24 protein-coding genes and 1 tRNA gene are annotated in these 23,103 nt (G+C 66.9%); 15 read left to right on the top strand and 10 right to left on the bottom strand.

Annotation, left to right across the window (positions count from 1 at the left end; genetic code table 11):
* Positions 1–2: 2 nt before the first annotated feature.
* The 12 genes from RXV90_RS01260 to RXV90_RS01205 all read left to right on the top strand — a co-directional run bounded on the left by RXV90_RS01260 (position 3) and on the right by RXV90_RS01205 (position 11,801).
* On the top strand, positions 3–848 hold the full coding sequence (locus RXV90_RS01260; RefSeq protein WP_316646411.1) for an SDR family NAD(P)-dependent oxidoreductase: 846 nt from the start codon (positions 3–5) through the stop codon (positions 846–848).
* Between the two features lie 206 nt (positions 849–1,054).
* Complete coding sequence (gene cysS, locus RXV90_RS01255) at positions 1,055–2,443, top strand: cysteine--tRNA ligase (protein WP_316646410.1); 1,389 nt, start codon at positions 1,055–1,057, stop codon at positions 2,441–2,443.
* The gene (gene cimA, locus RXV90_RS01250; RefSeq protein WP_316646409.1) at positions 2,440–4,062 is read left to right on the top strand and encodes a citramalate synthase; all 1,623 of its coding nucleotides are present in this window, start codon (positions 2,440–2,442) and stop codon (positions 4,060–4,062) included. The genes cysS and cimA overlap by 4 nt, the downstream gene beginning before the upstream one ends.
* Positions 4,059–4,775 carry a class I SAM-dependent methyltransferase gene (locus RXV90_RS01245; RefSeq protein ID WP_316646408.1) on the top strand — a complete coding sequence of 239 codons (717 nt, stop codon included), beginning with the start codon at positions 4,059–4,061 and terminating at the stop codon, positions 4,773–4,775. Before cimA ends, RXV90_RS01245 begins: the two co-directional genes overlap by 4 nt.
* The gene (locus RXV90_RS01240) at positions 4,772–5,542 is read left to right on the top strand and encodes a squalene/phytoene synthase family protein (protein WP_316646407.1); all 771 of its coding nucleotides are present in this window, start codon (positions 4,772–4,774) and stop codon (positions 5,540–5,542) included. The genes RXV90_RS01245 and RXV90_RS01240 overlap by 4 nt, the downstream gene beginning before the upstream one ends.
* Positions 5,543–5,601: 59 nt before the next feature.
* Positions 5,602–5,685 (top strand) — tRNA-Leu (locus tag RXV90_RS01235).
* A gap of 106 nt (positions 5,686–5,791) precedes the next feature.
* Positions 5,792–6,235: a VOC family protein gene (locus RXV90_RS01230; RefSeq protein ID WP_316646406.1), complete on the top strand. Its 444-nt coding sequence runs from the start codon at positions 5,792–5,794 to the stop codon at positions 6,233–6,235.
* A 33-nt stretch (positions 6,236–6,268) separates the two neighbouring features.
* A complete protein-coding gene (locus RXV90_RS01225) occupies positions 6,269–7,480 on the top strand; it encodes an NAD(P)H-dependent oxidoreductase (protein ID WP_316646405.1) in 1,212 nt (403 codons plus the stop codon).
* Positions 7,481–7,662: 182 nt separating this feature from the next.
* On the top strand, positions 7,663–8,364 hold the full coding sequence (gene modA, locus RXV90_RS01220) for a molybdate ABC transporter substrate-binding protein (protein ID WP_316646404.1): 702 nt from the start codon (positions 7,663–7,665) through the stop codon (positions 8,362–8,364).
* Positions 8,364–9,032, top strand: a complete 669-nt coding sequence (gene modB / locus RXV90_RS01215) for a molybdate ABC transporter permease subunit (protein WP_316646403.1) — start codon at positions 8,364–8,366, stop codon at positions 9,030–9,032. Before modA ends, modB begins: the two co-directional genes overlap by 1 nt.
* On the top strand, positions 9,025–10,026 hold the full coding sequence (locus RXV90_RS01210) for an ATP-binding cassette domain-containing protein (protein ID WP_316646402.1): 1,002 nt from the start codon (positions 9,025–9,027) through the stop codon (positions 10,024–10,026). Before modB ends, RXV90_RS01210 begins: the two co-directional genes overlap by 8 nt.
* A 593-nt stretch (positions 10,027–10,619) precedes the next feature.
* Positions 10,620–11,801 carry a Hint domain-containing protein gene (locus RXV90_RS01205; RefSeq protein WP_316646401.1) on the top strand — a complete coding sequence of 394 codons (1,182 nt, stop codon included), beginning with the start codon at positions 10,620–10,622 and terminating at the stop codon, positions 11,799–11,801.
* 10 nt (positions 11,802–11,811) lie between these two features.
* Here the strand turns inward: RXV90_RS01205 and RXV90_RS01200 are convergent, their stop codons facing one another.
* From RXV90_RS01200 to RXV90_RS01175, 6 genes are all read right to left on the bottom strand, one after another.
* A complete protein-coding gene (locus RXV90_RS01200; protein ID WP_316646400.1) occupies positions 11,812–13,110 on the bottom strand; it encodes a branched-chain amino acid ABC transporter permease in 1,299 nt (432 codons plus the stop codon).
* Positions 13,107–14,117: a branched-chain amino acid ABC transporter permease gene (locus tag RXV90_RS01195; protein ID WP_316646399.1), complete on the bottom strand. Its 1,011-nt coding sequence runs from the start codon at positions 14,115–14,117 to the stop codon at positions 13,107–13,109. Before RXV90_RS01195 ends, RXV90_RS01200 begins: the two co-directional genes overlap by 4 nt.
* 111 nt (positions 14,118–14,228) lie before the next feature.
* Positions 14,229–14,639, bottom strand: a complete 411-nt coding sequence (locus RXV90_RS01190; RefSeq protein WP_316646398.1) for a hypothetical protein — start codon at positions 14,637–14,639, stop codon at positions 14,229–14,231.
* A 29-nt stretch (positions 14,640–14,668) separates the two neighbouring features.
* Positions 14,669–15,499: an ABC transporter ATP-binding protein gene (locus RXV90_RS01185; protein WP_316646397.1), complete on the bottom strand. Its 831-nt coding sequence runs from the start codon at positions 15,497–15,499 to the stop codon at positions 14,669–14,671.
* A 201-nt stretch (positions 15,500–15,700) separates the two neighbouring features.
* The gene (locus RXV90_RS01180; protein ID WP_316646396.1) at positions 15,701–16,483 is read right to left on the bottom strand and encodes an ABC transporter ATP-binding protein; all 783 of its coding nucleotides are present in this window, start codon (positions 16,481–16,483) and stop codon (positions 15,701–15,703) included.
* A gap of 76 nt (positions 16,484–16,559) precedes the next feature.
* Positions 16,560–17,750, bottom strand: a complete 1,191-nt coding sequence (locus RXV90_RS01175; protein WP_316646395.1) for an ABC transporter substrate-binding protein — start codon at positions 17,748–17,750, stop codon at positions 16,560–16,562.
* Between the two features lie 166 nt (positions 17,751–17,916).
* Here RXV90_RS01175 and RXV90_RS01170 point away from each other — a divergent pair, with 166 nt between their 5' ends.
* On the top strand, positions 17,917–19,020 hold the full coding sequence (locus tag RXV90_RS01170) for a PQQ-dependent sugar dehydrogenase (protein ID WP_316646394.1): 1,104 nt from the start codon (positions 17,917–17,919) through the stop codon (positions 19,018–19,020).
* A 4-nt stretch (positions 19,021–19,024) separates the two neighbouring features.
* On the opposite strand, the gene RXV90_RS01165 is transcribed toward RXV90_RS01170, so the two are convergent.
* The gene (locus RXV90_RS01165) at positions 19,025–19,474 is read right to left on the bottom strand and encodes an iron-sulfur cluster assembly scaffold protein (RefSeq protein ID WP_316646393.1); all 450 of its coding nucleotides are present in this window, start codon (positions 19,472–19,474) and stop codon (positions 19,025–19,027) included.
* A 59-nt stretch (positions 19,475–19,533) separates the two neighbouring features.
* Between RXV90_RS01165 and hisI the strand changes: the two genes are divergently transcribed.
* A complete protein-coding gene (gene hisI, locus RXV90_RS01160; protein WP_316646392.1) occupies positions 19,534–19,893 on the top strand; it encodes a phosphoribosyl-AMP cyclohydrolase in 360 nt (119 codons plus the stop codon).
* Here the strand turns inward: hisI and RXV90_RS01155 are convergent.
* Positions 19,890–20,498: a hypothetical protein gene (locus tag RXV90_RS01155; RefSeq protein WP_316646391.1), complete on the bottom strand. Its 609-nt coding sequence runs from the start codon at positions 20,496–20,498 to the stop codon at positions 19,890–19,892. The two genes, hisI and RXV90_RS01155, sit on opposite strands and share 4 nt — an antisense overlap.
* Positions 20,499–20,659: 161 nt before the next feature.
* On the opposite strand from RXV90_RS01155, the gene RXV90_RS01150 reads away from it, so the two are divergent.
* Complete coding sequence (locus RXV90_RS01150; protein WP_316646390.1) at positions 20,660–21,625, top strand: AraC family transcriptional regulator; 966 nt, start codon at positions 20,660–20,662, stop codon at positions 21,623–21,625.
* Here the strand turns inward: RXV90_RS01150 and gluQRS are convergent.
* Both gluQRS and RXV90_RS01140 read right to left on the bottom strand, forming a co-directional pair.
* Positions 21,622–22,500: a tRNA glutamyl-Q(34) synthetase GluQRS gene (gluQRS, locus tag RXV90_RS01145; RefSeq protein WP_316646389.1), complete on the bottom strand. Its 879-nt coding sequence runs from the start codon at positions 22,498–22,500 to the stop codon at positions 21,622–21,624. The genes RXV90_RS01150 and gluQRS overlap by 4 nt on opposite strands.
* Positions 22,487–23,101: a class I SAM-dependent DNA methyltransferase gene (locus RXV90_RS01140; RefSeq protein WP_316646388.1), complete on the bottom strand. Its 615-nt coding sequence runs from the start codon at positions 23,099–23,101 to the stop codon at positions 22,487–22,489. The genes gluQRS and RXV90_RS01140 overlap by 14 nt, the downstream gene beginning before the upstream one ends.
* Positions 23,102–23,103 lie beyond the last annotated feature (2 nt).

Here is a 23,103-nt window from a genome sequence, read left to right as displayed (position 1 = left end):
CCATGCCCCATCCCGCCATCGCCCCTTCCAACGTGGCCGTCATCACAGGTGGCGCCTCCGGCATCGGCCGTGCGGCGGCTTCGCGCTTCGCGCGCGCGGGCATGCGCGTCGCCCTGATCGATCAGAACGACGCCGCACTCGAGGCCGCGCGCGCCGATCTCGCCGCCGAAGGGGCAGGGGATACGCTGGCCCGCCGCGTCGATGTCCGCGACCGCACCGCGCTCGCCGAGCTTGAGGTCGAGATCGCCGAACGCTGGGGCGGCACCGATATCCTTCTGGCAAACGCCGGCATCCAGCCGGGCAGCAGCCTCTTCGGCGATCCGGCGGCCTGGGATGCGACCATCGGCGTCAACCTCTGGGGCATCATCAACACCGTACAGGCCTTCGGCCCGCGCATGGCCTCCCGCGGCCGCCCCGGCGCGATCATCTGTTCGGGGTCGAAACAGGGCATCACCACGCCGCCGGGCGATCCTGCCTACAATGTCTCGAAATCCGGCGTCAAAACCTTCACCGAAGCGGTGGCCTACGAACTTCGCAATACCGACGGCAATCAGGTGACGGCCCATCTCCTGATCCCGGGCTTCGTCTTTACCGGGCTCACGAGCCGCGGCCGCACCGAAAAGCCCGACAGCGCCTGGACGCCGGGCCAGACCGCCGATTTCATGCTCGACAGCCTCGCGGCGGGCGATTTCTACATTCTCTGCCCCGACAACGACGTGCCGCGCGACCTGGATGAAAAGCGCATGGCCTGGGCCATCGGCGACATTATCGAAAACCGGCCCGCCCTGTCGCGCTGGCACCCGGACTGGGCCGATGCCTTCGACCGCTTCGTGGCCGGCGATGGCTAGCGCGCCTTGTCTCCGAAGCCCCGAAAGGATTGGCAGATGCCCCCCGATCGGCTATGACGCCCCCATGACCGGGCACATCGTCCAGATTATCTGCTGCATTATCCGCTGACAGTCGTCGCGCGGGCCGGTCCTCTTTTCCTCAAAGATCGAACTTGCTAAGGCCCGCGGGACGCCTGTCTTCGGCGCAGGCTTCGAAAGGGCAAGGCATGGCTGAGATCCAGCTCTACAACACCGCCGCGCGCGCCAAGGTGCCGCTCGAGCCGCTCGTCACCCCGGGCCACCCGAAGATGTATGTCTGCGGGCCGACGGTCTACGACCGCGCCCATCTCGGCAACGCGCGGCCCGCAATCGTGTTCGATGTGCTCTACCGGCTTCTCCGCCACACCTACGGGGCGGAAAACGTCACCTATGTCCGGAATTTCACGGATGTGGACGACAAGATCAACGCCGAGGCCCGCCGCCGCATGGAAGCGGGCACGCCCGGCACGATGGAAGAGCTGATCCGCGCCCGCTCAGATGAAACCATCGCCTGGTATCTCGAGGATATGGCCGCAGTCGGCGTCTCGGAACCCGACGAAATGCCCCGCGCCACGGAATACATCGGCCAGATGGTCGCCATGATTGCGGCCCTGATCGAGCGCGGCCATGCCTACGAGGCGGAAGGCCACGTGCTCTTCGCCGTCCGCTCCTACGACGCCTACGGCAAACTCTCGGGCCGCTCGGTCGATGACATGATCGCCGGCGCCCGCGTCGAGGTCGCGCCCTACAAAGCCGACCCCATGGATTTCGTCCTCTGGAAACCCTCAAGCGCCGAGGAACCGGGCTGGGACAGCCCCTGGGGCCGGGGCCGCCCGGGCTGGCACATCGAATGCTCCGCCATGGCCGCCGATCTTCTGGGCGAAAGCTTCGATATCCATGGCGGCGGGAACGATCTGATCTTCCCCCACCACGAAAACGAAATCGCCCAGTCGAAATGCATGAACCACGCCTTCGCCCGGATCTGGATGCATAACGAGATGCTCCAGGTCGAAGGGAAGAAGATGTCGAAATCGCTCGGCAATTTCTTCACTGTGCGCGACCTCCTCGATCAGGGCGTCCCGGGCGAGGTGATCCGCTTCGTCATGCTGTCCACGCATTACCGCAAGCCGATGGACTGGACTACCGAAAAGGCGCGCGAGGCGGAAGCGACCCTTCGCAAGTGGCACGGCATCGTAGGCGATACCGCGCCGGGTAACCTGCCCGAGGCGGTCATTGACGCGCTCTCCGACGATCTGAACACCGCAGGCGCGATCGCCGAGCTTCATCGCCTCGCCCGCGACGGCGATGCGGCGGGCCTCGCCGCCGGGCTCGACATCCTCGGCATCGGTCTCCTGCCGCCCGAGTCGGCGGGCGAGATCCCCAATGATGTTCGCACCCTTATCGAAACACTGATCGACGCCCGCCGCACCGCGCGGGCCGAGAAGGATTTCGCCCGCGCCGATGCCTTGCGCGATGGCTTCGCGGCGGCGGGGCTCATCGTGAAGGATACCAGCGAGGGCGCGGAATGGGAGATTGGCCCCGATTTCGACCCCGCCAGGCTCGAGGCGCTCACATGACCCGCGAACGCCTTTACCTCTACGACACCACGCTCCGCGACGGCCAGCAAACCCAGGGCGTCCAGTTCTCCGTTCCGGAAAAGCACCAGATCGCCGCCATGCTCGATGAACTCGGGCTCGACTACATCGAAGGCGGTTGGCCCGGGGCCAATCCCACCGACGACGCCTTCTTTGCCGAGAACCCGAAGACGAAGGCCCGCTTCACCGCCTTCGGCATGACGAAGCGCGCGGGCCGCTCGGCGGATAATGACGATGTGCTGGCGGGCGTGCTGAACGCAGGCACCGGCACCGTCTGCCTCGTCGGCAAGACACATGACTTCCACGTCTCCACCGCCCTCGGTGTCAGCCTTGACGACAATCTCGACAGCATCCGCTCCAGCATCGAGCACACCGTCGCGCAGGGTCGCGAAGCGCTGTTCGACGCCGAACATTTCTTCGACGGCTACAAGGCCAACGCACCCTACGCCCTCGACTGCCTGAAAGCCGCGCTCGGGGCGGGTGCCCGCTGGATCGTCCTCTGCGACACGAACGGCGGCACGCTCCCGGCGGAAATCGGCGACATCACCGCTGCGGTCATCGCCGCGGGCATCCCGGGCGACAGGCTCGGGATCCACACCCATGACGACACCGGCAACGCGGTGGCGGGCAGCCTCGCGGGGGTAGAGGCCGGTGCGCGCCAGATCCAGGGCACGCTCAACGGCCTCGGCGAACGCTGCGGCAATGCCAATCTCACCACCCTGATCCCGACGCTGCTGCTGAAAGAGCCCTATGCAAGCCGCTTCGACACCGGCGTCACGGCCAAGGGCCTGAAATCCCTCACCCGCATCTCGCGGCAGCTCGACGATATCCTGAACCGAGTGCCGCTTCGCAGCGCGCCCTATGTCGGCGCCTCGGCCTTCGCGCACAAGGCGGGGCTTCACGCCAGTGCGATCCAGAAGGATCCGACAACCTACGAACACATCGCGCCGGAAGCAGTGGGCAATGCCCGCATCGTGCCGATGTCGAACCAGGCGGGACAGTCGAACCTGATCCGCCGCCTTTCCGCCATGGGGATCGAGGCGAGGAAGGGCGATCCGGCCCTTGCCCGTATCCTGGAGACGGTGAAGGCGCGCGAGGCGGAAGGCTATTCCTACGACACCGCCCAGGCGTCGTTCGAACTCCTGGCCCGCGAAGAACTCGGTCAGCTTCCTGATTTCTTCGAGGTCAAGCGCTACAAGGTCACCGTCGAACGCCGCAAGAACAAGTACAACAGGATGGTCAGCCTGTCGGAGGCCGTCGTCGTGGTGAAGATCGGCGACCGCAAGATGCTGTCCGTTTCCGAATCTCTCGATGAAACCGGCGCCGACCGGGGCCCGGTCAACGCGCTCGCCAAGGCTTTGGCGAAGGATCTTGGGCCCTACCAGCCCCATATCGACGACATGCGCCTTGTCGACTTCAAGGTGCGCATCACGCAAGGCGGCACCGAGGCCGTCACCCGAGTCGTCATCGACAGCGAAGACGGGCAGGGCCGCCGCTGGGCCACCGTGGGCGTCAGTCCAAACATAGTGGATGCCTCGTTCGAGGCGCTTCTCGACGCAATCACCTGGAAACTCGTGCGCGACGGGGCAGGGGCCGCGTGACCGATTGGGAAGGGTTCTTCCGCCTCCATGACGGGCTCCCCCGCGAAGGGCCGGGGGATCGGGCCACGCTCGACTGGGCGCTCGGCCATGCAAACCTTCCCGCCACGGCACGGATCCTGGATGCGGGTTGCGGCCCTGGCGGCGACATCGCCGGGCTCCTCGCCCACGCCCCCGACGGCCATGTCACCGCCGTCGATAGCCACGCCCCCTTCATCGAAACCGTGAAAGTGCGCTTCTCGGGCGAGCCGCGCGTCACGTCGGTGACCTGCGACATGTCAAAGCCCCCCGGCGCCCCGTTCGATCTGATCTGGTGCGCCGGGGCGCTCTATTTTCTAGGTCTCGCCGAGGGCCTCGCCCGGATGCACGATCTCCTCGCCCCGGGCGGCAGCCTCGCCATCAGCTATCCCTGCCACTTCCGCACGCCGCCCAGCCAAGCGGCAAAGGCGTTCTGGAAGGGCGAAGACCTACCCATCCCGACAGAGGATGACATCCGCGCCGCATTCCAGGCGGCTGGGTTCCTCCCTGTCGCGGCCCGGCCGCTCCCCGATGCCGCCTGGAAGGCTTACTACACCCCGCTTCTGGAACGCGCCGCCCGGCTGGAAACCGAACCATCGCTCGCACCGGCCATCGCCGAAACCCGCGCCGAAGCCGCCGCATGGGCAAAGGCGAAGGAGGAGACGGGCTACCTCCTCGTCATCGGACGCCGCCGATGAGCATCGAGGCCTGCACCGCCCTCGTCGGCACCGGCGACCCCGATCGCTTCGCCGCCGCCATGGCCGCCCCGGTCCCGGCCCGGCGGGTGCTTTTCCCCATCTACGCCTTCAATCTCGAGGTCGCCCGCGCCCCCTGGGTCACGGCAGAACCGATGATTGCCGAAATGCGACTGCAATGGTGGCGCGATGTCCTGACCGAGATCGGCGAAGACGGGCCGGTTCGCCGCCACGAGGTCGCCACCCCGCTGGCAGAGGCGATCGGGCCCGATACGGCCCTGATCCTTGCCGGGGTCGTCGACGGCCGCCTCTGGGACATTCATGACAAGGGCTTCGACGATACGGCCGCCCTCTGGTCCCATCTCGATCGGACGGGCGGCACGCTCATGTGGGCTTCGGCCCACGCCCTCGGCGCCCCCGCCGAAACCGAACAGTTGATCCGCAATCTCGGCACCGCCACGGCACTGGCCAGCTGGTTCCAAGCCATCCCAGCGCTCGAAGCGCGCGGCAAGCATCCCTTGCCCGATGGCCGCCCCGGCGCCGTACAGATGCTCGCCCGCGAAGGCCGCCAGCGGCTCGCCGCCGCCCGCCGCTCCCGTCACGGCATCCCGCGCGCCGCCCGTCCCGCGCTCTACGCGGCCTGGCAGGCCGGTCCGCTCCTCGCCCGCGCCGCCGCCCGTCCCGAAACCGTGGCCGACGGCACACTCGCACTGTCGGAGTTCCGCCGCCGCGCCGGTCTCCTCGCCTGCGGTCTCCTTGGCCGCTGGTAGGGCCCGGGTCGTTTTCACCTTCCAAGCCGCCCGCGAATTGAGTATGCGATCAGACGTGTGCCCGAGTGGCGGAATGGTAGACGCAGGGGATTCAAAATCCCCCGCCGCAAGGCGTGTCGGTTCGAGTCCGACCTCGGGCACCACATCAAACCTGGCCGGGCCGTGCCGACTGGCCCGACACCACTGGCGCCCTCTCTCCAGCATGCTATGCCTGACCCACCCGGCGTCCCCCGGGCAAGGAGTGGCACCATGGATTACACCACCGTCTCCGCCCCCGCCTTCGGCAAATCCCTCTCTGGGATCGGCCTGAACCTCCTCACGCGCGATGTGCCCCGTCTCGTCAGCTTCCTCGAAGAGGTTTTCGCCATGACGGCCCACCAGGCCAGCGCCGATTTCGCCATCGTCACATATGGGCGCGAGGTGTTTCAGCTTCACTCCGACGCCACCTTCGCCGCCCACCCACTGCCGACATTGCTGCCCGAGGCCGGGGCCCGCGGCGCTGGGATCGAGATCCGGCTTTACGAGACCGATCCCGATGCCGCCGCCGCCCGGGCAAGGGCTTTCGGCGCCCACATCCTCCAGGCCCCCGCAAACAAGCCCCACGGGCTGCGCGAATGCGTGATCCTCAGCGACGAGGGCTATGCCTTCGTCCCGAGCCGCCGATTGACCGACGCCGAAGATGCGGCGGTCTGATCCCGGCGCCCCGACAGAAAAGGCAGTAATTCCATGAACCTCGCCCGCCTCGCCGCCGAAGCTGCCGCCAACGGCACCCCCGTCCGCGCCGCCCTGATCGGGGCGGGCAAGTTCGGCTCCATGTTCCTCTCCCAGGTCCCCACCATCGCCGGGCTCGAAGTCACGGCCATCGCCGATCTCGATCCCGACAGGGCGCGAACCGCCTGCACCACGGTCGGCTGGGACGATACCCGCATCGCCGCCACAGCCTTCACCGATGACGGGGCTGCGGCGCTCGCCCGCGACGATGTGGATGTGGTGATCGAGGCCACGGGCAACCCACGCGCCGGTATCCGCCACGCCCGCGCGGCGATGGCGGCGGGCAAGCACATCGTCATGGTGAATGTGGAAGCCGATGTGCTGCTCGGCCCCGTCCTCGCGGCCGAGGCCCGCGCCGCCGGGTTCAGCGTCGCAGCGGCGGGGAAAGGCACCAAGTATCTGCCAAGCTACCATTCGGTTACCCCCGACGAAGTCTGGTCCCATTACGGCCTCACCCCCGAAGAGGCCGCCCGCGCGGGGATGAACCCGCAGATGTTCAACTCCTTCCTCGACGGCACCAAAAGCGCGATCGAGATGGTCGCCATCGCCAATGCCTGCGGCCTCGACGTGCCGCGGAAAGGGCTTCTCTTCCCGCCCTGCGGCGTCGATGATCTGGCTCACATCCTGCGCCCCCGCGATCTGGGCGGTGTGCTCGACGGCAACGGCATGGTCGAAGCCGTCTCTTCCCTGGAACGCGACGGGCGCCCTGTCTTCCGCGATCTCCGCTGGGGCGTCTATGTCGTGCTCGAGGCGCCGAATGATTACGCCGCGGCCTGCTTCCGGCAATACGGGCTTCCCACCGACGCCACGGGACGGTTTGCCTCGATGTACAAACCCTTCCACCTCATCGGGCTCGAACTTTCGATTTCCGTCCTCTCCGCCGCGCTCCGGGGCGAACCCACGGGATCGACGCGCGAGGCGCGCGGCACCGTTGCCGCCGTCGCCAAGCGCGATCTCAAGGCGGGCGAGATCCTCGACGGGGAAGGGGGCTACACCGTCTGGGGCCGGGCCTGCCCGGTCGCGCAGGGGCGCGAGGCGCTTCCCATCGGCCTCGCCCATGGCATCCCGCTCACCACCGACGTCCCTGCCGGCACCGCGCTCACCTTCGCCGATGTCGAGCTAGGCGACGATCCGATCGCGGCGGAGTACCGTGCGAGCCTCGCCTGACAAGGCGCCGCAGCCAAAGCCTATGGCGAGCACCGGGCGGAGGTGCTAGGGATGGCCCGTCTGGGTGAAGGCGCTGAAAACGGGACAGAAAGCCGGGGTCACCCGGGCTCACATGCTACGCGATGCCGACGAGACGAACGCCATCCCGAGGAAGACAGCCGGGCCGCGCCGCGCGCGGGCTGATGTGTCTGGGTCTCCTCGCAATCGCGCTTCCGGCCCGGGCAGAGGAGGCAACCATCGCGGTTGCCGCAAACTTCCTTACAACCGCCCGGACTCTGGCAGAGGCCTATGAGGCGGAAAGCGGCCACGATCTCATTCTCGCACATGGCTCCACCGGACGCCTCTACGCCCAGATCCTTGCGGGCGCCCCCTTCGATCTGTTCCTCGCCGCCGATCAGGCCCGCCCGGCGGATCTCGAAACCAGGGGCGTCGCGGTGGCCCGCATGACCTACGCGGTGGGCGAAGTCGTCCTCGTATCCCGCACCCCCATCGCCGATCCCCTCGCCGAACTTGACAGCACGCGCGTCGCCCTCGCCAATCCCGAGATCGCGCCCTACGGCGCCACCGCCTGCGCCGCGCTTGCGGCCATCGGCGGCGACTGTGCGGGGCTTGAGGCGCGGATGGGCGACAGCGTCGGCCAGGCCGCCAGCCTCTTCGTCACCGGCAATGCCGATCTGGCCCTTCTCGCCCGCTCTCAATTGCCGTCCCTCGACGGCACCATCCACGTGCACCGCTTCGACGTTCCCGAAGGCCGGCTCGCTCAGGACGCAGTGCTCCTTGCCCGCGGCGCCGACAACCCGGCGGCCCGCGGCTTCTACGATTTCCTCGCCACCGAGGCCGCCCGCGCCACGATGGACGCGGCCGGATACGAGAGGGCGGAGTGATGCCCTGGGACGCGATTTTCCTCACTCTGAAGCTCGCAGCGGTCACCACGGTGATCCTGATCGTGCTCGGCCTCCCGCTTGCCTGGTGGCTCGCGACCACACGCTCCCGCGTCCGGCCGGTGATCGAGGCGATCACGACATTGCCGCTCGTCCTGCCGCCCACGGTCCTCGGTTTCTATCTCCTGATCCTCTTCAGCCCTGACGCTCCCCTCGGAGACTTCTGGCTCTCGCTGACCGGCAATACGCTCACCTTCTCCTTCACGGGGCTCGTCATCGCCTCCTGCCTCTATTCGCTCCCCTTCGCGGTCCAGCCGATGCAGGCGGCCTTCTCCGTCCTGGGCCGCGGCGCGATGGAAGCCGCGCGCACGCTCGGTGCGGGCCGCTGGGATGCCTTCCGCACCATCGCCCTGCCGCTCGCCCGCCGGGGCGTGCTTACGGCCAGCGTCCTCAGCTTCGCCCATACGCTCGGGGAATTCGGCGTCGTTCTCATGGTCGGCGGCAACATCCCCGGCCAGACCCGCGTCATCGCGATCGAGATCTTCACGGCGGTCGAAACCCTCGATTACAAGACGGCCCATATCCTGTCCGCCGCGCTTCTGGGGTTCTCTTTCCTCGTCCTGCTCTTTGTCTATGTCGTGAACGGGCGCGGGGTGCGCACCTATGGTTGAACTTGCCTTCGACCTTACCCTGAAGCGGCCCGGCCTCTCGATATACATGGCGGGCGCAATCCCGCTCGAAGGCGTCACCGCTGTGATGGGGCCTTCGGGCAGCGGCAAGACCAGCCTTCTGATGATGCTGTCTGGCCTCGAACCCCAGGCCCAGGGCGATGTCCGCTTCGGCGAAGTCGTCTGGTCCCGACAGCGTTATCACATGCCCCCCAACGCCCGCCGCATCGGCATGGTCTTTCAGGACGCGCGGCTCTTTCCCCATCTCTCGGTGGCCGAAAACATCGCCTATGGCGCGCGCCGCCGGGGCGTCTCGCCCGCGGCCGTTCACGGCATCGCCGAAGGGCTCGGGCTCAGCGAGCTGATCAACCGTCAGCCCGCCACGCTCTCGGGCGGCGAGACGCGGCGCGTGGCCCTCGCCCGCGCCCTCGCATCCGGCCCCGAAATCCTGTTTCTCGACGAACCGCTCTCCGGCCTCGACAGCCTCGCGAAGGAGGCAGTGCTGCCCTATCTCGCCCAGGCCATCGGCGGGGCAGGGATCCCGGTCGTCTACGTCACCCATGCGCGTGACGAGGTCACACGCCTCGCCGATCGCCTTCTGCTGGTCGAGAAGGGCCGCGTTGCCGGCTGGGGCGTCCCCCCCGCCCATCTCGCCGTTTCGATTGCCGAAAAGCGGGGCGATCGCGTGCGGGTCGAACTCGGCCCCGCAAGCTTCTTCCTCCCCGGTCAGGGCAGACCGGGTGACGCGCGCCGCATCGGCCTGCCCGAAAACGGCCTTCTGCTCTCCCGCGACACGCCAGGGCCCTCCGGTGCGCTCGCGGTGCTCGAAGTTACCGTCCGCGAGGTGTTCCAGCGGCCCGCCGGCCCCGTTCTGCGGCTCGATCTCTCGGGTCAGACCTTTGACTGGCGCGTCGAACAGTCGAGCCCGCTTGGCCAGAACGTGCCCCGCCCCGGCACCCGCCTCTCGATGTCGCTCCTGAACGCTTACCTGCGCTGACGCGATTCGGGCGTCCCGTTTGTTTCCGGATCTGAAACGAAAACCGGATTTCGCCGAATTCGACGAAGAAACGTGAACCGTTCCGGCGCCCGAGGCGGCTCTGGCGGACACCGCCAAGCCGGGCCCTGATCCGCCCTGCATCCCGGCGGTATTGGCAGATTCGACGGGCCATTGTTTCCGCCAGCGAAACGTACTCGCCCGAACAACCCGAATTGTTCCTTCAAAAAAAACAATACTTTCCCGCGTCCCGACCCCGAAACAGGCCGGCTCGACCTGTCCCGTCTGAGTTCCGCCACCGTCTTGCCACGTTTCCGCCACTTTTGACTTTCGCACCCGTCAGGGCCGCTTCTAACATGCCTGCTGTGGGGGCTGACCCGGACGCTGCTTCGGGTCACCACGGTGCAGGATCGGCTTGTGGGGAAGCCTGGTCTTGCATCGCTAAAGCCGGTCCGGATGGTGCTGACACTCGCTATCCGGGCCGGCGCATTCTCCCCACGGGTAACGAGTTGGGCCAATCCGGCCAGTCGCCGGAATGCGCCCGTGGAAGAACACTGGTGCCGCGGTCGCGCACCGCGCTTCAGTTGGGGGGCGTCATGGCGAAAGTCGCAGTCTGGGAATTCGGGGAAGAGGCCGAATTCGACGGCTCCACACTCTTTGCGGAGGTCTGCCTCGACCCCGGGGTCTCGCCCCGCGCGGGCACCCTCGAACTGGTCTTCGCCACCGAACGCCTGCACCGCTCCGCCATCTTCGCCCACGGCGTGCCGGGCCGCGATGCGGGGGCCTTCACCTTCGTTCTTACCCATGCGGGCGCGGTCAGCCTCAGCTGCACCGACGGATCTGGCACACCGTTCCGCCTGCGCTCGCCAGAAGGGTTCGTTGCGATCGGCGAACGGGTCCAGCTCACCCTGTCGGCCGGCAACGGTGGCACCTTCACCGCGGTCAATCTCGACCGGCGCGATCGCGATCCGTTCGATCCCGCGGCGGGCTTCGTCGCGGCCCTGCCGCTCCGCGCCCGCGTCGACCTCCGCGGCACGCACAAGTTCACCTTCGGCGCCGCCGCGGGCGGGGTCGCCCCGTTCTTCCATGGCCGCATCGAAACCACCACGCTGTCGGACAGCATCGACGCGCCGACCATCGCGCCCCCAAGCGCACAGGTTCACCACATCGATTTCGCGCAGGCGAACCGGGTCGCCCCGCGCCGTGTCCCGCCCCGGCCCGCCAGCATGCCGCGCGGCCCCGAGGAGGCCGTGCGCCACGGCAGCCTTCGCTCGCTCCGCGTTACCACCTCCGAAGGGGTGAAGCCGCTCTGGCGGCTTGAGACGGGCGACGAGGTTCTGACCCGCGATCACGGGCTTCAGACCGTCGAGTGGGTCCAGCGCGTCGATCTCGACTGGCAGGCGCTCCGCAAGGCCCCCGCGCTTCGTCCGGTGGTGATCCGCCGCGGTTGCCTTGGCCCGGGCCTGCCCGAGGACGATATCACACTCTCGCCCTGCCACCGCCTCCTGCCGCCCCTGGGCCGCAGCGGCGACGATCCGGCCCTGATTTCGGCAGAACAGTTCTGCGCCCGCGAAAAACAGCCGCTGGTCGAAGCGATGGGCGTCAGCTACGTCCACTTCTTCTGCGCCGAACAGGTGCTCGTTCAGATCAACGGGCTCTGGATCGAGGCCTTCCACCCGGGCCGCACGGCCCGCGGGCCCGGCGCGGCCGACCGGCGCCGCGAGATCCTGACGCTGTTCCCGGATCTCGCGAAGCTTGAGCGTCTGACGCTGTCCTGAAACGGCGGCCTCAGCGCTCGGGGATCAGGCCACGCGGGCTGAACCGCAACACCAGCAGCAGGACAAGCCCCATGGTCAGAAGCCGCATATGCGCGGCGCTGTCCAGAAGATGCGCTTTCAGCGCCGATCCGTCCGGCATCCCTGCGGTGATCGTCTCGACCAGCAATAGGCCCATCGGCTCCACCTGCACCCAGAGGAACCAGATCAGGAACCCGCCCAGAACGGCGCCGAAATTGTTCCCCGATCCGCCCACGATCACCATCACCCAGATCAGGAAGGTGAAGCGCAGGGGCTGGTAGGTTCCGGGGGTCAGCTGCCCGTCCAGCGTCGTCATCATCGCACCCGCAAGCCCGCAGACGAAGCTGCCCAGGATGAAGATCTGCAGATGGCGGCGCGTCACGTCCTTGCCCATCGCCTCTGCGGCCACCTCGTTGTCGCGGATCGCCCGCATCATCCGGCCCCAGGGCGAGGCGAGCGCGGTCTGCGCAAGCCAGAGGATGATCACCAGCACCGCAAGAAACAGCCCCGCATAGGCCAGCTTCACGGTGATGGTCGATGCCGTCACCGGGTCAAAGCCCCAGCCCGTCACCCGTTCCACAAAGCCCGGATCGTTCTGCAGGTCGATCTCGTAGGGAACGGGCCGCGGAATGCCGATCACGTTCTTCACGCCCCGCGCCAGCCAGTCCTCGTTCTTCAGAACCGCGATGATGATCTCCGCGATCCCCAGCGTCGCGATCGCCAGGTAATCCGATCTGAGGCCCAGCGCGGTCTTGCCCACGATCCAGGCCGCACCGGCCGCCAGCGCCCCGCCCACGGGCCAGGCCAGCAGCACCGGCAGGCCCAGCCCGCCAAGATACCCGGTCGAGGCGGGGCTCACCGCCTCGACAGCGGCCACGCCGCCATCGAACACCTGGCGGAACAGGAAGAACCCGGCGATCAGGATCGCGATCATGCCAAGCACGCGCAGCCGCCCGGGGGGCATCCGGCTCCAGAACAGGATCGCGCCAACGATCGTCGCTGCGCCCATGATCAGGCCCAGGATCACCCGCAGGCCACCGGCCGCCCAGGCCTCGCCCACCGGCGGCATCGAAACGATCACGGCGCCAAGGCCGCCCAGCGCCACGAAGCCCATGACACCCACGTTGAACAGGCCCGCGTAACCCCATTGCATGTTCACGCCCAACGCCATGATCGCGCTGATCAGACCCATGTTGAAGATCGTCAGCGCCACGTTCCAGCTTTGCGTGAACCCGGTCAGCACGAGAAGCCCGAGGACGAGGGCGAAAAGTCCGAAGTCGCGTGTCGTCATACCGCTTTCCCCTGGAAGAGGCCCGTGGGCTTGAACAGAAGGACGATGATCAGGATCGCGAAGGACACCGCGAACTTGTAGTCCGTGGACAGAAGCTGGACGAGGCCGTCAGGCTCCAGCGACTCGGGCAGCACATAGGTCGCCACCTTCTTGAACGCATAGGTAATCGTGACTTCTGAAAAGGCGATCACGAAACCGCCCGCAATCGCCCCGATGGGAGAGCCAAGCCCCCCGACGATCGCCGAGGCGAAGATCGGCAGAAGAAGCTGGAAATAGGTGAACGGCTTGAACGACTTGTCGAGGCCGTAAAGCACGCCCGCGATGGTCGCGAGCCCGGCCACCAGAAGCCATGTGATCATCACCACCCGCTCCGGATTGATCCCCGACAGAAGCGCCAGATCCTCGTTGTCCGAAAACGCCCGCATCGACTTGCCCGTGCGGGTGTTGTTCAGGAACCAGAACAGCGCGATCACGACCAGCACGGCGGTCACAACCGTAATGACCGTCGAAGTCCGAAGCGCCAGCCCCTCACTCAGGCCGGTCATCTCCCGGAAATCCCGCGCCGTGATCACGAACCGGGCGCCATCCGCAAAGATCTGGTCATCCACCCCGATGATGAACCGCACGATCCCGTTCATCACGAACATCACGCCCATCGACACGATGACAAGGATCACGGGCGACGATTTCTGTCTTCGGTAGAACTGGTAAACCGTCTTGTCGGTCGCCAGCACCAGAAGGCCCGTCGCCGCGATCCCGAAGGGGAGGGCGAGAAGGGCGGTCGGCAGGGGGCCCAGAGAGATCCCCACCGATTGCATCCACCATGTCACGAGGATGGTCGCCATGGCGCCGAACGCCATCGTGTCGCCATGGGCGAAGTTGGAAAACCTGAGGATCCCGTAGATCAGCGTTACCCCAAGCGCGCCCAGCGCAAGCTGGCTGCCATAGGATACCGCGGGAATGATGACGAAGTTCGAGAGCGCGACAATCGCGTTCAGCAAGTCCATGGGGCAGTCTTCTTTATTTTCTGTTGTCCCGGCTGTCGTACCGGGGCGCCCTGCCGCCCCGTGGTATTCCGCTCTAGCCTGTTCGGCCCGTTCAGTCGAGTGTCGCCGGCCCTATTGGGCCGACCACACCTGAATGTATTTCTCATGGTTGCGGCATTTCCCGGTCAGTGTCGCCCGCTTCTCGGGCTCTTCCCCGGCCATGCCCCAGACGATGTTCAGCGCCGCTGTCCCGCTTTCGTCGAAGCCGATGGCATAGAACACATCTTCCCCCCGCCGGGCCCTGACCAGGACGTCGCGGCCCTCGGTGGCGATGATCGGCTGTGCCGCACCCTTCAGGCCGCGCCCGTTGATATCCATCTCCACCCGGTAAAGCCCCGGCAGGTCCTTGAGCGACGGTCGCCCGATCATCATGATTTCGACGGGAGGTTCACCCGGCTCCGGGCTCACGAATGAGCAGGCCATCGATGGCGGGCCGATCGAGAACCCGTCGATCAGCGCGGTTACTATCAAAGTCGTCAGCATGGCTTAAGCCCCCTCCATGCTTTCCCTGTCTACCCTCCGAGGAACGTTCTCCTCACTTCCGGGTCGGCCAGAAGGTCCTGACCGGTCCCGGTATACGCATTGCGTCCCTGCACCAGCACATAGCCGGTATCTGCAATCTCCAGCGCCTGCCGCGCATTCTGTTCCACCATCAGGATCGAGATGCCGGTGCGCGCCACCTCGATGATCCTGTCGAACAGCTCGTCCATCACGATGGGCGAAACGCCCGCGGTCGGCTCGTCCAGCATCAGAACCTTGGGCTGGGTCATCAGCGCCCGGCCCACGGCCACCTGCTGGCGCTGCCCGCCCGAAAGCTCACCCGCCGCTTGGCGGCGCTTGTCCTTCAGGATCGGGAACAGCTCGTAAACCTGCTCCATCGTCCCCTTGATGTCGTCGCGTCTCAGAAACGCGCCCATCTCGAGGTTTTCTTCCACCGACATCGAGGTGAAGATGTTCGAGGTCTGCGGCACGAAGGCCATGCCCTCGGCGACCCGGTCCTGCGGCGACAGGGCGGTGATATCCTTGCCACCGATCCTTACCGATCCCTCGCGCAGGTCGAGCATCCCGAACACGGCCTTCATCGCGGTCGATTTGCCGGCCCCGTTCGGGCCCACGATCACGGCGATCTCACCCGCATCCGCGGCGATCGTACAGCCATGCAGGATATCCGCGCCCCGGCCATAGCCGCCGGTCATCGCCTCGCCGATCAGGTAGGGCTCGCCCGCTGTGCCCTCGCGCGGCGTGCCGTGCTGCGTGGCGGCCCGAAGAGAGCCCTGTTTCGCGGGGTTCGCGATCGACAGGTCCTTGTTGCCCCTGTCGTTCTGATAGGGATTGCCGCTCATCCGCGCCTCCGGCGCGGGCCCGGCAGGCCCTCGTCTTCTGGTGGTCCGAAACGCACCGTTGCCCCCTTTGTCACAGGCCACGGCCCGAAGGCCGGTTCCCTGGTCTGTTCCCCCGTATCCTGCGCGAAGATTCGCCGTAGGTCACGCCCGAATTTGCGGTTGACGCACTGTTTCCCGCTATATGTGGGGGGAAGGGGCGTGTTACGCCCCAGCTTTTGCCTTGTTCTTAAGCCCGGTGCCCAGATAGGCCTCGATCACCTTCTCGTTCGACATGATCTCTTCCGCCGATCCCTCGGCCAGAACCTTCCCTTCGGCCATCACGATCACCGGATCGCACAGCCGTTTGATGAAATCCATGTCGTGCTCGATCATGCAGAAGGTATAGCCGCGCTCCTGGTTTAGCCGCACGATCGCGTCCCCGATCGTGTTCAGAAGCGTTCGGTTCACGCCCGCGCCCACCTCGTCGAGGAACACGATCTTGGCGTCCACCATCATCGTGCGCCCGAGTTCGAGAAGCTTCTTCTGCCCACCCGAAAGGTTCCCCGCCTTTTCCTCCTTCAGGTGGTCGATCGTCAGGAATTCAAGCACTTCGTCCGCTTTCTTCAGAAGTGCGGCTTCCTCTTCGGCGATCCGCCCCCGCCCGAACCAGGCGTTCCAGATCGTCTCCCCCGACTGGCCCGAAGGCACCATCATCAGGTTCTCGCGCACCGTCATCGATGAAAACTCGTGCGCGATCTGGAAGGTTCTCAGAAGGCCCTTGTGAAACAGGTCATGCGGCGGAAGGCCGGTGATGTCCTCGCCCTCCATCGTAACCCGCCCGTCCGTCGGCGGCAGGCGCCCGGCGATCACGTTGAACAGCGTCGTCTTGCCGGCGCCGTTTGGCCCGATCAGGCCGGTAATCGTGCCCTTGCCGATCTCCAGGCTGGCCCCGTCCACGGCCCGGAAGCCGCCGAAATGCTTGTGAAGGTTCTCAACCCTGATCATGGCATAGCGTCCCGTCGGATATGAAAACACCCCGGGGGTTCAGGCCGGGGTGTTTCCGTGTCAGTTCATCGGGTTATCAGCGATACTTGACGGTCTTGTAGTCGCCGTTCTCGATCACGTACTGGCGATAGTTGCCGGCGCTTTCGCCCGGTCCGATCAGTTCCACCGCCGAGGCGCCGACATAGTCGACTTCGCCGCCATTCGCGAGGATCTCGAGGGCCTTGGCCAGCTCACCGGGATAGATCTTCTCGCCCGGCGCGTTGGCCACGTCCATCACGTGATCCTTGAAGTCGCCGGATTCGGCCGAACCCGCCGCCTGCATCGCCAGCATGATCAGCGCAGCCGCGTCATAGCTTTCCGGCGAGAACGGGCCGGTCGGGTCGAAGGCATCGCCCGCAAGCTCCTTGTACCGCGCCGCGCCGGGGCTGTCGGTGCCCGGGTTCTGGCCGGTCGAGCCGTCGATCTCGGTGCCGAAGTTGTCGACAAGCGCCTGGCCCAGCATCCCGTCCGGGAAGTGGAACGTGTCGAACGCACCAGAATCGAGCGCCGAACGCACGATGCCCGAGCCGCCGCCGTCGACATAGCCGGCAACCACAAGGCGCTGGCCGCCCGCCGCCGCCAGTGCGCCGACTTCAGCCGAATAGTCGGCCTTCTGGTCCTCATGCGCGGCAGAGATCGTCACTTTGCCGCCTGCAGCTTCGAACGCCGCCTGGAACGCATCCGCAAGGCCCTTGCCGTAGTCGTTGTTCACATAGGACACGGCAACTTCGTTGATGCCTTCTTCCATCAGCACTTCGGTCATTACGACGCCCTGGCGCGCATCCGACGGGGCGGTGCGGAAGAACAGACCGTTGTCTTCGGCGGTCGACAGGCCCGGCGAGGTCGCCGACGGCGAAATCATCACGATGCCGTTCGGCAGCGCGACGTTGGACAGGATCGCACCGGTCACGCCAGAGCAGTCCGCGCCCATGATCGCATTCACGCCTTCGCTGGTGACAAGGCGCTCGGCAGCGGTCGTGGCCGCCGCGGCATCGATGCAGGTGGAATCGCCGCGCACCGGCGTCACCGTGGCACCACCCAGAAGCGCACCGGACTCGCTGACTTCCGCCATCGCAAGCTCAGCGCCCGCACCCATGTCGGGGGTGATCGATTCAAGTGGGCCCGTAAAGCCCAGGATCACACCGATCTTGATCTCGGAATGACCGCCCGCAAACGCCGCACCTGCCATGATGGCCGTCGCGGCTGTCGCCGTCAGGAAAGTTTTCATTCGTATCTCCCATGTCGTTTTTTGTTGTTCGACTGGACGCGACGTTAATTCCAACAGGCGCAATTGAAAAGGGCATGAAATCTCCGTGACCTAAGGTCAGTTTCCGGTGGCACGGGGCGTCAATACCCCTATCTCAAAGGAAAATCCCCCAATCCCGGAGTACGACATGCTGAGATCCCTCCTCGCCGCCGCCCTCCTGGCGCTCCTCGCAGGGCCCGCCCTCGCGCTCGACACATCCGCCGGCAGGGCCGCGGTCACCGCCGAAATCACCGGCCTGGAAGAGCCATGGGGCATCGCTTTCCTGCCTGACGGGGGCATCCTTGTCACTGAGCGTGACGGGCGCCTCCTGCACATCCGGCCCGACGGCACGCGCCTTGACGTCTCGGGCGTGCCCGAGGTGGAGGCTGAGGGGCAGGGTGGTCTTCTTGACGTAATGGTCCCGCGCGATTTCGCCGAAACCCGCGAGGTCTTTCTCAGCTTCTCGATCCGCCAAGACGACGGGGCAGGCACCGCGCTCGCCGCCGGGAGCCTGTCTGCCGACGGTACCGCGCTGGAAGGCACGCGCGTGATCTTCGAGATGTCCGAAGGCTCCTCCGGCGGGCGCCATTTCGGCAGCCGCATTGTCGAGGCCGCCGACGGCCACCTCTTCCTCACCACGGGCGACCGGGGCAATCGGCCCTCGGCACAGGATCTCTCGCGCCACAACGGCTCGGTCATCCGCATCGCCCGCGACGGCTCCGTGCCTGCCGACAATCCCTTCACCGGCACCCCGGGCGCTGAGCCCGAAATCTGGTCCTACGGCCACCGCAACCCGCAAGGCGCGGCCCTCGACGCTGACGGGACGCTCTGGGTCAACGAACACGGCGCCCGCGGCGGGGACGAGGTGAACCGGATCGCGAAGGGCGCCAACTATGGCTGGCCCATCATTTCCTACGGCACCCATTACAGCGGCGCGAAGATCGGCATCGGCACGGCGCAGGACGGCATGGAACAGCCGGTCCACTACTGGGATCCTTCGATCGCACCCTCGGGCATGATGATCTATTCCGGCGCGCTCTGGCCCGAATGGGCGGGCGATATCTTCGTCGGCTCGCTCAAGTTCGGGCTGATCTCCCGGCTCGACCGTGACGGCGACAGGCTCACCGAAGCCGAACGCATCGAAGACGACGAAACCGCCCGCGTCCGCGATATCGTGGAAGCGCCCGATGGCGCGATCTGGTTTCTGTCCGTGGGGCAGGGCGCGGCCTACCGGATGGTGCCGGGGGGCTAGGGGCTCAGGCGCAGGCCGCTTGCTCGGCCTGCTTCATCGCCTCCGCCGTGGCCTCCAGCGCGAGCAGGATGGATTTGTGCCGGTTCCTGAACTCCCGCGCCGGGATCAACACCTCGAACCCCTCGAACGGGGCCTCGGGGGCTGGCCCGTCCGCCGTCAGCATCGCCTCAAGCGCATCGCGCGCCCGCTCGATCTCGTCCCGCGTCCGCCCGATCGCTACCGCACCAAGCACCGAGGCCGAGGCCTGGCCCAGCGCGCAGGCCCGCACATCCTGGGCGAAATCAGCGATCCGGCCATCCGCCACACGCACGTCGACCGTCACATTCGATCCGCACAGCGGCGACCGCTTGGTCGCGGTTCCGTCCGGCGCATCCAGCCGCCCGGTATGCGGAATCTCCGCCGCCAGCGCCAGGATCTTCCCGGAATAAAGCTTTATGAGGTCGGTCTCTGCCATGGCCCTTTCCGTCGTCTGCCCCTAGATAGGGCATTCGACCGCAACGGGAAAGACGCGCCATGCCCTTCGATCCTTCAAGCCTGAGTTACAACGCCCAGGGCCTGATCCCGGCCATCGCGCAGGACGAGGCCTCGGGCGAAGTCCTGATGATGGCCTGGATGAACGCTGAAGCCGTGGCCCGCACCCTCGAAACCGGCCGCGTCACCTACTGGTCCCGCTCCCGTCAGGCCTTCTGGGTCAAGGGTGAAACCTCCGGCCACGTGCAGGAACTGGCCGATCTCCGCGTCGATTGCGATCGCGACACACTCCTCCTTATCGTCCGTCAGACCGGCCCGGCCTGCCACACCAACCGCCGCACCTGCTTCTACACGAGTGTCCGCGACGGGGCGGAGGTGGAACTCATGGAGCCCGAGGCCTAGGACCCGCGCGCGGCCTCCTCGCCGTGGGCAGGCCCGGCCTGTCGCAGGTGCGCCTCCCAGATCACGAAGCCGACCTGCCGGTCGAGCGCGAAGGCCCAGGCGATGAACCAGCCGGGGAAGGTTCTGAACCGGCCCAGTCCGAAGCTTCGCAGAAACCCGTCCACCCCCTCCTCGCACAGGGGCGAGGCATAGGCATCGTCGACGGTGATCGGGTACCGCACCCGCCCGAACCGCAGATCCCGCACGACCCGCTGCAACTCGTCGCGATGCACCCGCATCGCGGCTCTCCGGCTCCAGGCGGTTTCGGCATCCCGGAATGCAGCCTCTGCGGTGCCCGCCCGCGAATGATAGGCCCGCTTGAACGCCCGCGCGCGCACCAGCCAGATCATCCGCCCCTGCAGCGTGATCGCCCGGGTCGCCGTCAGCCGCCCCTGATCCCGCCGCACCGTGTTTGCCGCATCGGCATAGACGCTCACCCAGTCCGACCTGTCGAAGAAGACATCCCGCCGGGGATCGGCGCACATCCGCTCCAGCATCGGGGCCGCGGTGCGCGCCGCGACAAGGCGGTCGATCAACGTTCCGTGGTGGTATGAAAAGGGGCGCATGGGAGTCTCCGTCTGGCCGTCGCGTCGACGGGACGGTGGCCGTCCGCACCCCATGCCGATATCCGGCAACGGCAGGACTATCCGCTTTCGGCAGGTTTCTGCGGGGAAGTGACCCAACGTCTTCCTTTGCCGGTCGGGCGGCCTGCGCTGAAATCCGCGCCATGATCCCTCACACCCATACGGTCCTCGACACCGCCGATCCCGATGAGCTTTCGGCCTTCCTCGCCGCCAAGCACCTCCGCCTCACATCCGTGGGCCAACGCGATGCGCGCCGCTTGAGCCGCGTCGCGGTCTGGCGCGCCACCGACAGCTATGTGTCAGAGCTGTCCTATGGCGCCGATGTCGATATCTCCATGCCGGGCGGGGCAGGGGATTACACCGTCTCGCTGCCGGTTGCGGGCGCCATGCGGCTCGACAGCAAGGGCGACGGCGTCACCTGTGCTGGCGCGCGAGGCGGCATCACCTCGCCCGCCGCCGACACCCGGCTCTCGATCCCGGCAGGGTCCTCGCGCGTCTCGCTCATGCTCTCCCGCCGCCTGATCGAGGGCGAGCTTGAGCGTCTCTCCTGCCACCACGTCCAGGGCGCGGTGACCTTCGACTGCGCGCTCGACCTCACCGGGCGCCCGGACCGCATCCTGTCCGAAACCCTTAGGATGCTCACCGCAGGCATCCCCGACGGGGAAAACCCGCTCGACGATCCCTGCCGCCGGCGGCATTTCGAGGCGACGGTGGCCGGGGCGCTCCTCCTCTATCACCCCCATTCCCACGCGGCGCTCCTCGGCGCGCCCGCCTGCGGTGCGATCAGCCGCGATGTCCGCCGGGTCATCGATTACATCCATGCCGCGCTCGATCAGCCGATCACGCTCGGCGATCTGGTGGCCGTGGCAGGCGTGCCCGCCCGCACCCTCAACGCCCATTTCCGCGCCGCCACCGGCTTCCCGCCGATGACTTATCTGCGCCGCGAGCGCCTGCGCGCCGTCCGTGCCGCGCTTCTCGGCGATCCCGGGGCGCGGGTCACGACCCTCGCCTTCGCCTATGGCTTCACCCATCTCGGGCGTTTCGCCTCCGAATACCGCCGCATGTTCGGCGAGGCCCCGTCCGAAACGCGGGCCTCCCGCCGCCCTTAAAGCCCCACCATGCAGCGGATGTCGGCCGGGCTTGCGCCGTCGGCGCGATAGGTCCGGATCGCCCGCGCATCGTCCCGCTTCGCCAGCCGTTTGCCCGCGTCGTCCCGGATCAGCCGGTGATGGTGATAGACGGGCGTCGGAAGCCCCAGCAGGCGCTGCAACACCACGTGTATCTGCGTCGCCTCGAACAGATCCTGCCCCCGCACCACGTGGCTGATCCCCTGCGCGGCATCGTCGATCACCACCGACAGGTGGTAAGACGTCCCCATATCCCGCCGCGCCAGAACCACGTCCCCGACGCCCCGGATCATCTCTGCGCCGCCCACCTCGATCCGGCCCGTCTCGCCCGCGGGGCCGGTGCCGGTTTCCTCGAAGGCCACGGCCCCGATCCCGGCCCGCTCAAGCGCCGCGGCCATGTCGAGCCGCAATGCATAGCCCTCTGGCGGAGGCCCGTGCCCCTCGCTCTTCCGCGCCCGGCACGTCCCGGGATAGACGATCCCGTCAGGGCCGAAGACAGGCTCCCCCTCGTTCGGTGCGGCCGCCGCGGCGCGCACGTCCCGCCGGTTGCAGGAACAGGCGAACAAAAGCCCCTCCGCCCAAAGCCCGTCCACCCCCTCCCGATACACCGCGCTCCGCTCCGACTGCCGCAAAGCGGGCGTTTCCCATGTCAGGCCAAGCCACGCCAGATCCTCATAGATCGCCTGCTCCCACTCGTCCCGCGCCCGCGCCTGATCGATATCCTCGATCCGCAGCAGGAACGCACCGCCCGCCGCCCGCGCCATGTCATGGGCCAGCATCGCCGAATAGGCATGCCCCAGGTGCAGGGGCCCCGTGGGTGAAGGCGCAAACCGCGTGCGAAACTCAGGATTTTTCAAGGATATAGACGGCCGATTTCATGTCGAGCCCGGTCAGGTGCGCATCATAATCCCGGTGCCGCAACCCCATCCGTCCCGCATCCACTTCGCCCCGCACCCAGGCTTCATAGGCCGGGTCTTCCAACGTGTGGTCGTTGAACGAAAAGGTCAGATATCCCCCGCTTGCAAGGCACGCCGCCAGGTCATCCAGAACCGATAGGGGCGCTGCCCCCGATCCGATTACGCCCACGGCGGCAATCGCACCATAGGTACCGGGCGCCACCGAAAACGGCTCTCCCACGGGAATGACCCTCAGGTCGCGATAGACCCCGCGCGCCCCGGCCGACGCCATCATGCCTTCCGAGATATCGACGCCATCGATCACTGTGAACCCGACCCCGGCCAGCGCCGCGCCCGACAACCCCGTGCCACAGCCGAAATCGAGGATCGGCGCATCGTAGCGCTCCATCACGCCGGCCAGCGCCGCGGCCATCCGCGCCGGGGTCGCGTAACCTTGCGCCTTCACATCGGCGTCGTAGGTCTCCGACCACGTGTCATAGATCTCCCGCTGCGCTTCGGCAGAGCGCGCCTGATAGATCTTCTCGAAAATCTCCTCGCCCATGG

It is taken from the genome of Ovoidimarina sediminis, assembly GCF_032586175.1.
Lineage (GTDB): Bacteria > Pseudomonadota > Alphaproteobacteria > Rhodobacterales > Rhodobacteraceae > Ovoidimarina > Ovoidimarina sediminis.
Note: the sequence above shows the minus strand (reverse complement) of the source record. Positions and strands in the feature narration are given on the sequence as shown.

What these genes read in the sequence shown, in the direction of transcription:
- modB (WP_316646403.1), top strand. Translation starts at nt 8,364, where the DNA reads ATGCCCTGGGACGCGATTTTCCTCACTCTGAAGCTCGCAGCGGTCACC.
- RXV90_RS01185 (WP_316646397.1), bottom strand. Translation starts at nt 15,499, where the DNA reads ATGAGCGGCAATCCCTATCAGAACGACAGGGGCAACAAGGACCTGTCG.
- RXV90_RS01150 (WP_316646390.1), top strand. Translation starts at nt 20,660, where the DNA reads ATGATCCCTCACACCCATACGGTCCTCGACACCGCCGATCCCGATGAG.
- RXV90_RS01240 (WP_316646407.1), top strand. Translation starts at nt 4,772, where the DNA reads ATGAGCATCGAGGCCTGCACCGCCCTCGTCGGCACCGGCGACCCCGAT.
- RXV90_RS01140 (WP_316646388.1), bottom strand. Translation starts at nt 23,101, where the DNA reads ATGGGCGAGGAGATTTTCGAGAAGATCTATCAGGCGCGCTCTGCCGAA.
- RXV90_RS01195 (WP_316646399.1), bottom strand. Translation starts at nt 14,117, where the DNA reads ATGGACTTGCTGAACGCGATTGTCGCGCTCTCGAACTTCGTCATCATT.
- RXV90_RS01155 (WP_316646391.1), bottom strand. Translation starts at nt 20,498, where the DNA reads ATGCGCCCCTTTTCATACCACCACGGAACGTTGATCGACCGCCTTGTC.
- RXV90_RS01225 (WP_316646405.1), top strand. Translation starts at nt 6,269, where the DNA reads ATGAACCTCGCCCGCCTCGCCGCCGAAGCTGCCGCCAACGGCACCCCC.
- RXV90_RS01165 (WP_316646393.1), bottom strand. Translation starts at nt 19,474, where the DNA reads ATGGCAGAGACCGACCTCATAAAGCTTTATTCCGGGAAGATCCTGGCG.
- RXV90_RS01230 (WP_316646406.1), top strand. Translation starts at nt 5,792, where the DNA reads ATGGATTACACCACCGTCTCCGCCCCCGCCTTCGGCAAATCCCTCTCT.
- cimA (WP_316646409.1), top strand. Translation starts at nt 2,440, where the DNA reads ATGACCCGCGAACGCCTTTACCTCTACGACACCACGCTCCGCGACGGC.
- RXV90_RS01260 (WP_316646411.1), top strand. Translation starts at nt 3, where the DNA reads ATGCCCCATCCCGCCATCGCCCCTTCCAACGTGGCCGTCATCACAGGT.
- RXV90_RS01200 (WP_316646400.1), bottom strand. Translation starts at nt 13,110, where the DNA reads ATGACGACACGCGACTTCGGACTTTTCGCCCTCGTCCTCGGGCTTCTC.
- cysS (WP_316646410.1), top strand. Translation starts at nt 1,055, where the DNA reads ATGGCTGAGATCCAGCTCTACAACACCGCCGCGCGCGCCAAGGTGCCG.
- modA (WP_316646404.1), top strand. Translation starts at nt 7,663, where the DNA reads ATGTGTCTGGGTCTCCTCGCAATCGCGCTTCCGGCCCGGGCAGAGGAG.
- RXV90_RS01205 (WP_316646401.1), top strand. Translation starts at nt 10,620, where the DNA reads ATGGCGAAAGTCGCAGTCTGGGAATTCGGGGAAGAGGCCGAATTCGAC.
- RXV90_RS01175 (WP_316646395.1), bottom strand. Translation starts at nt 17,750, where the DNA reads ATGAAAACTTTCCTGACGGCGACAGCCGCGACGGCCATCATGGCAGGT.
- RXV90_RS01180 (WP_316646396.1), bottom strand. Translation starts at nt 16,483, where the DNA reads ATGATCAGGGTTGAGAACCTTCACAAGCATTTCGGCGGCTTCCGGGCC.
- RXV90_RS01190 (WP_316646398.1), bottom strand. Translation starts at nt 14,639, where the DNA reads ATGCTGACGACTTTGATAGTAACCGCGCTGATCGACGGGTTCTCGATC.
- RXV90_RS01210 (WP_316646402.1), top strand. Translation starts at nt 9,025, where the DNA reads ATGGTTGAACTTGCCTTCGACCTTACCCTGAAGCGGCCCGGCCTCTCG.
- RXV90_RS01170 (WP_316646394.1), top strand. Translation starts at nt 17,917, where the DNA reads ATGCTGAGATCCCTCCTCGCCGCCGCCCTCCTGGCGCTCCTCGCAGGG.
- hisI (WP_316646392.1), top strand. Translation starts at nt 19,534, where the DNA reads ATGCCCTTCGATCCTTCAAGCCTGAGTTACAACGCCCAGGGCCTGATC.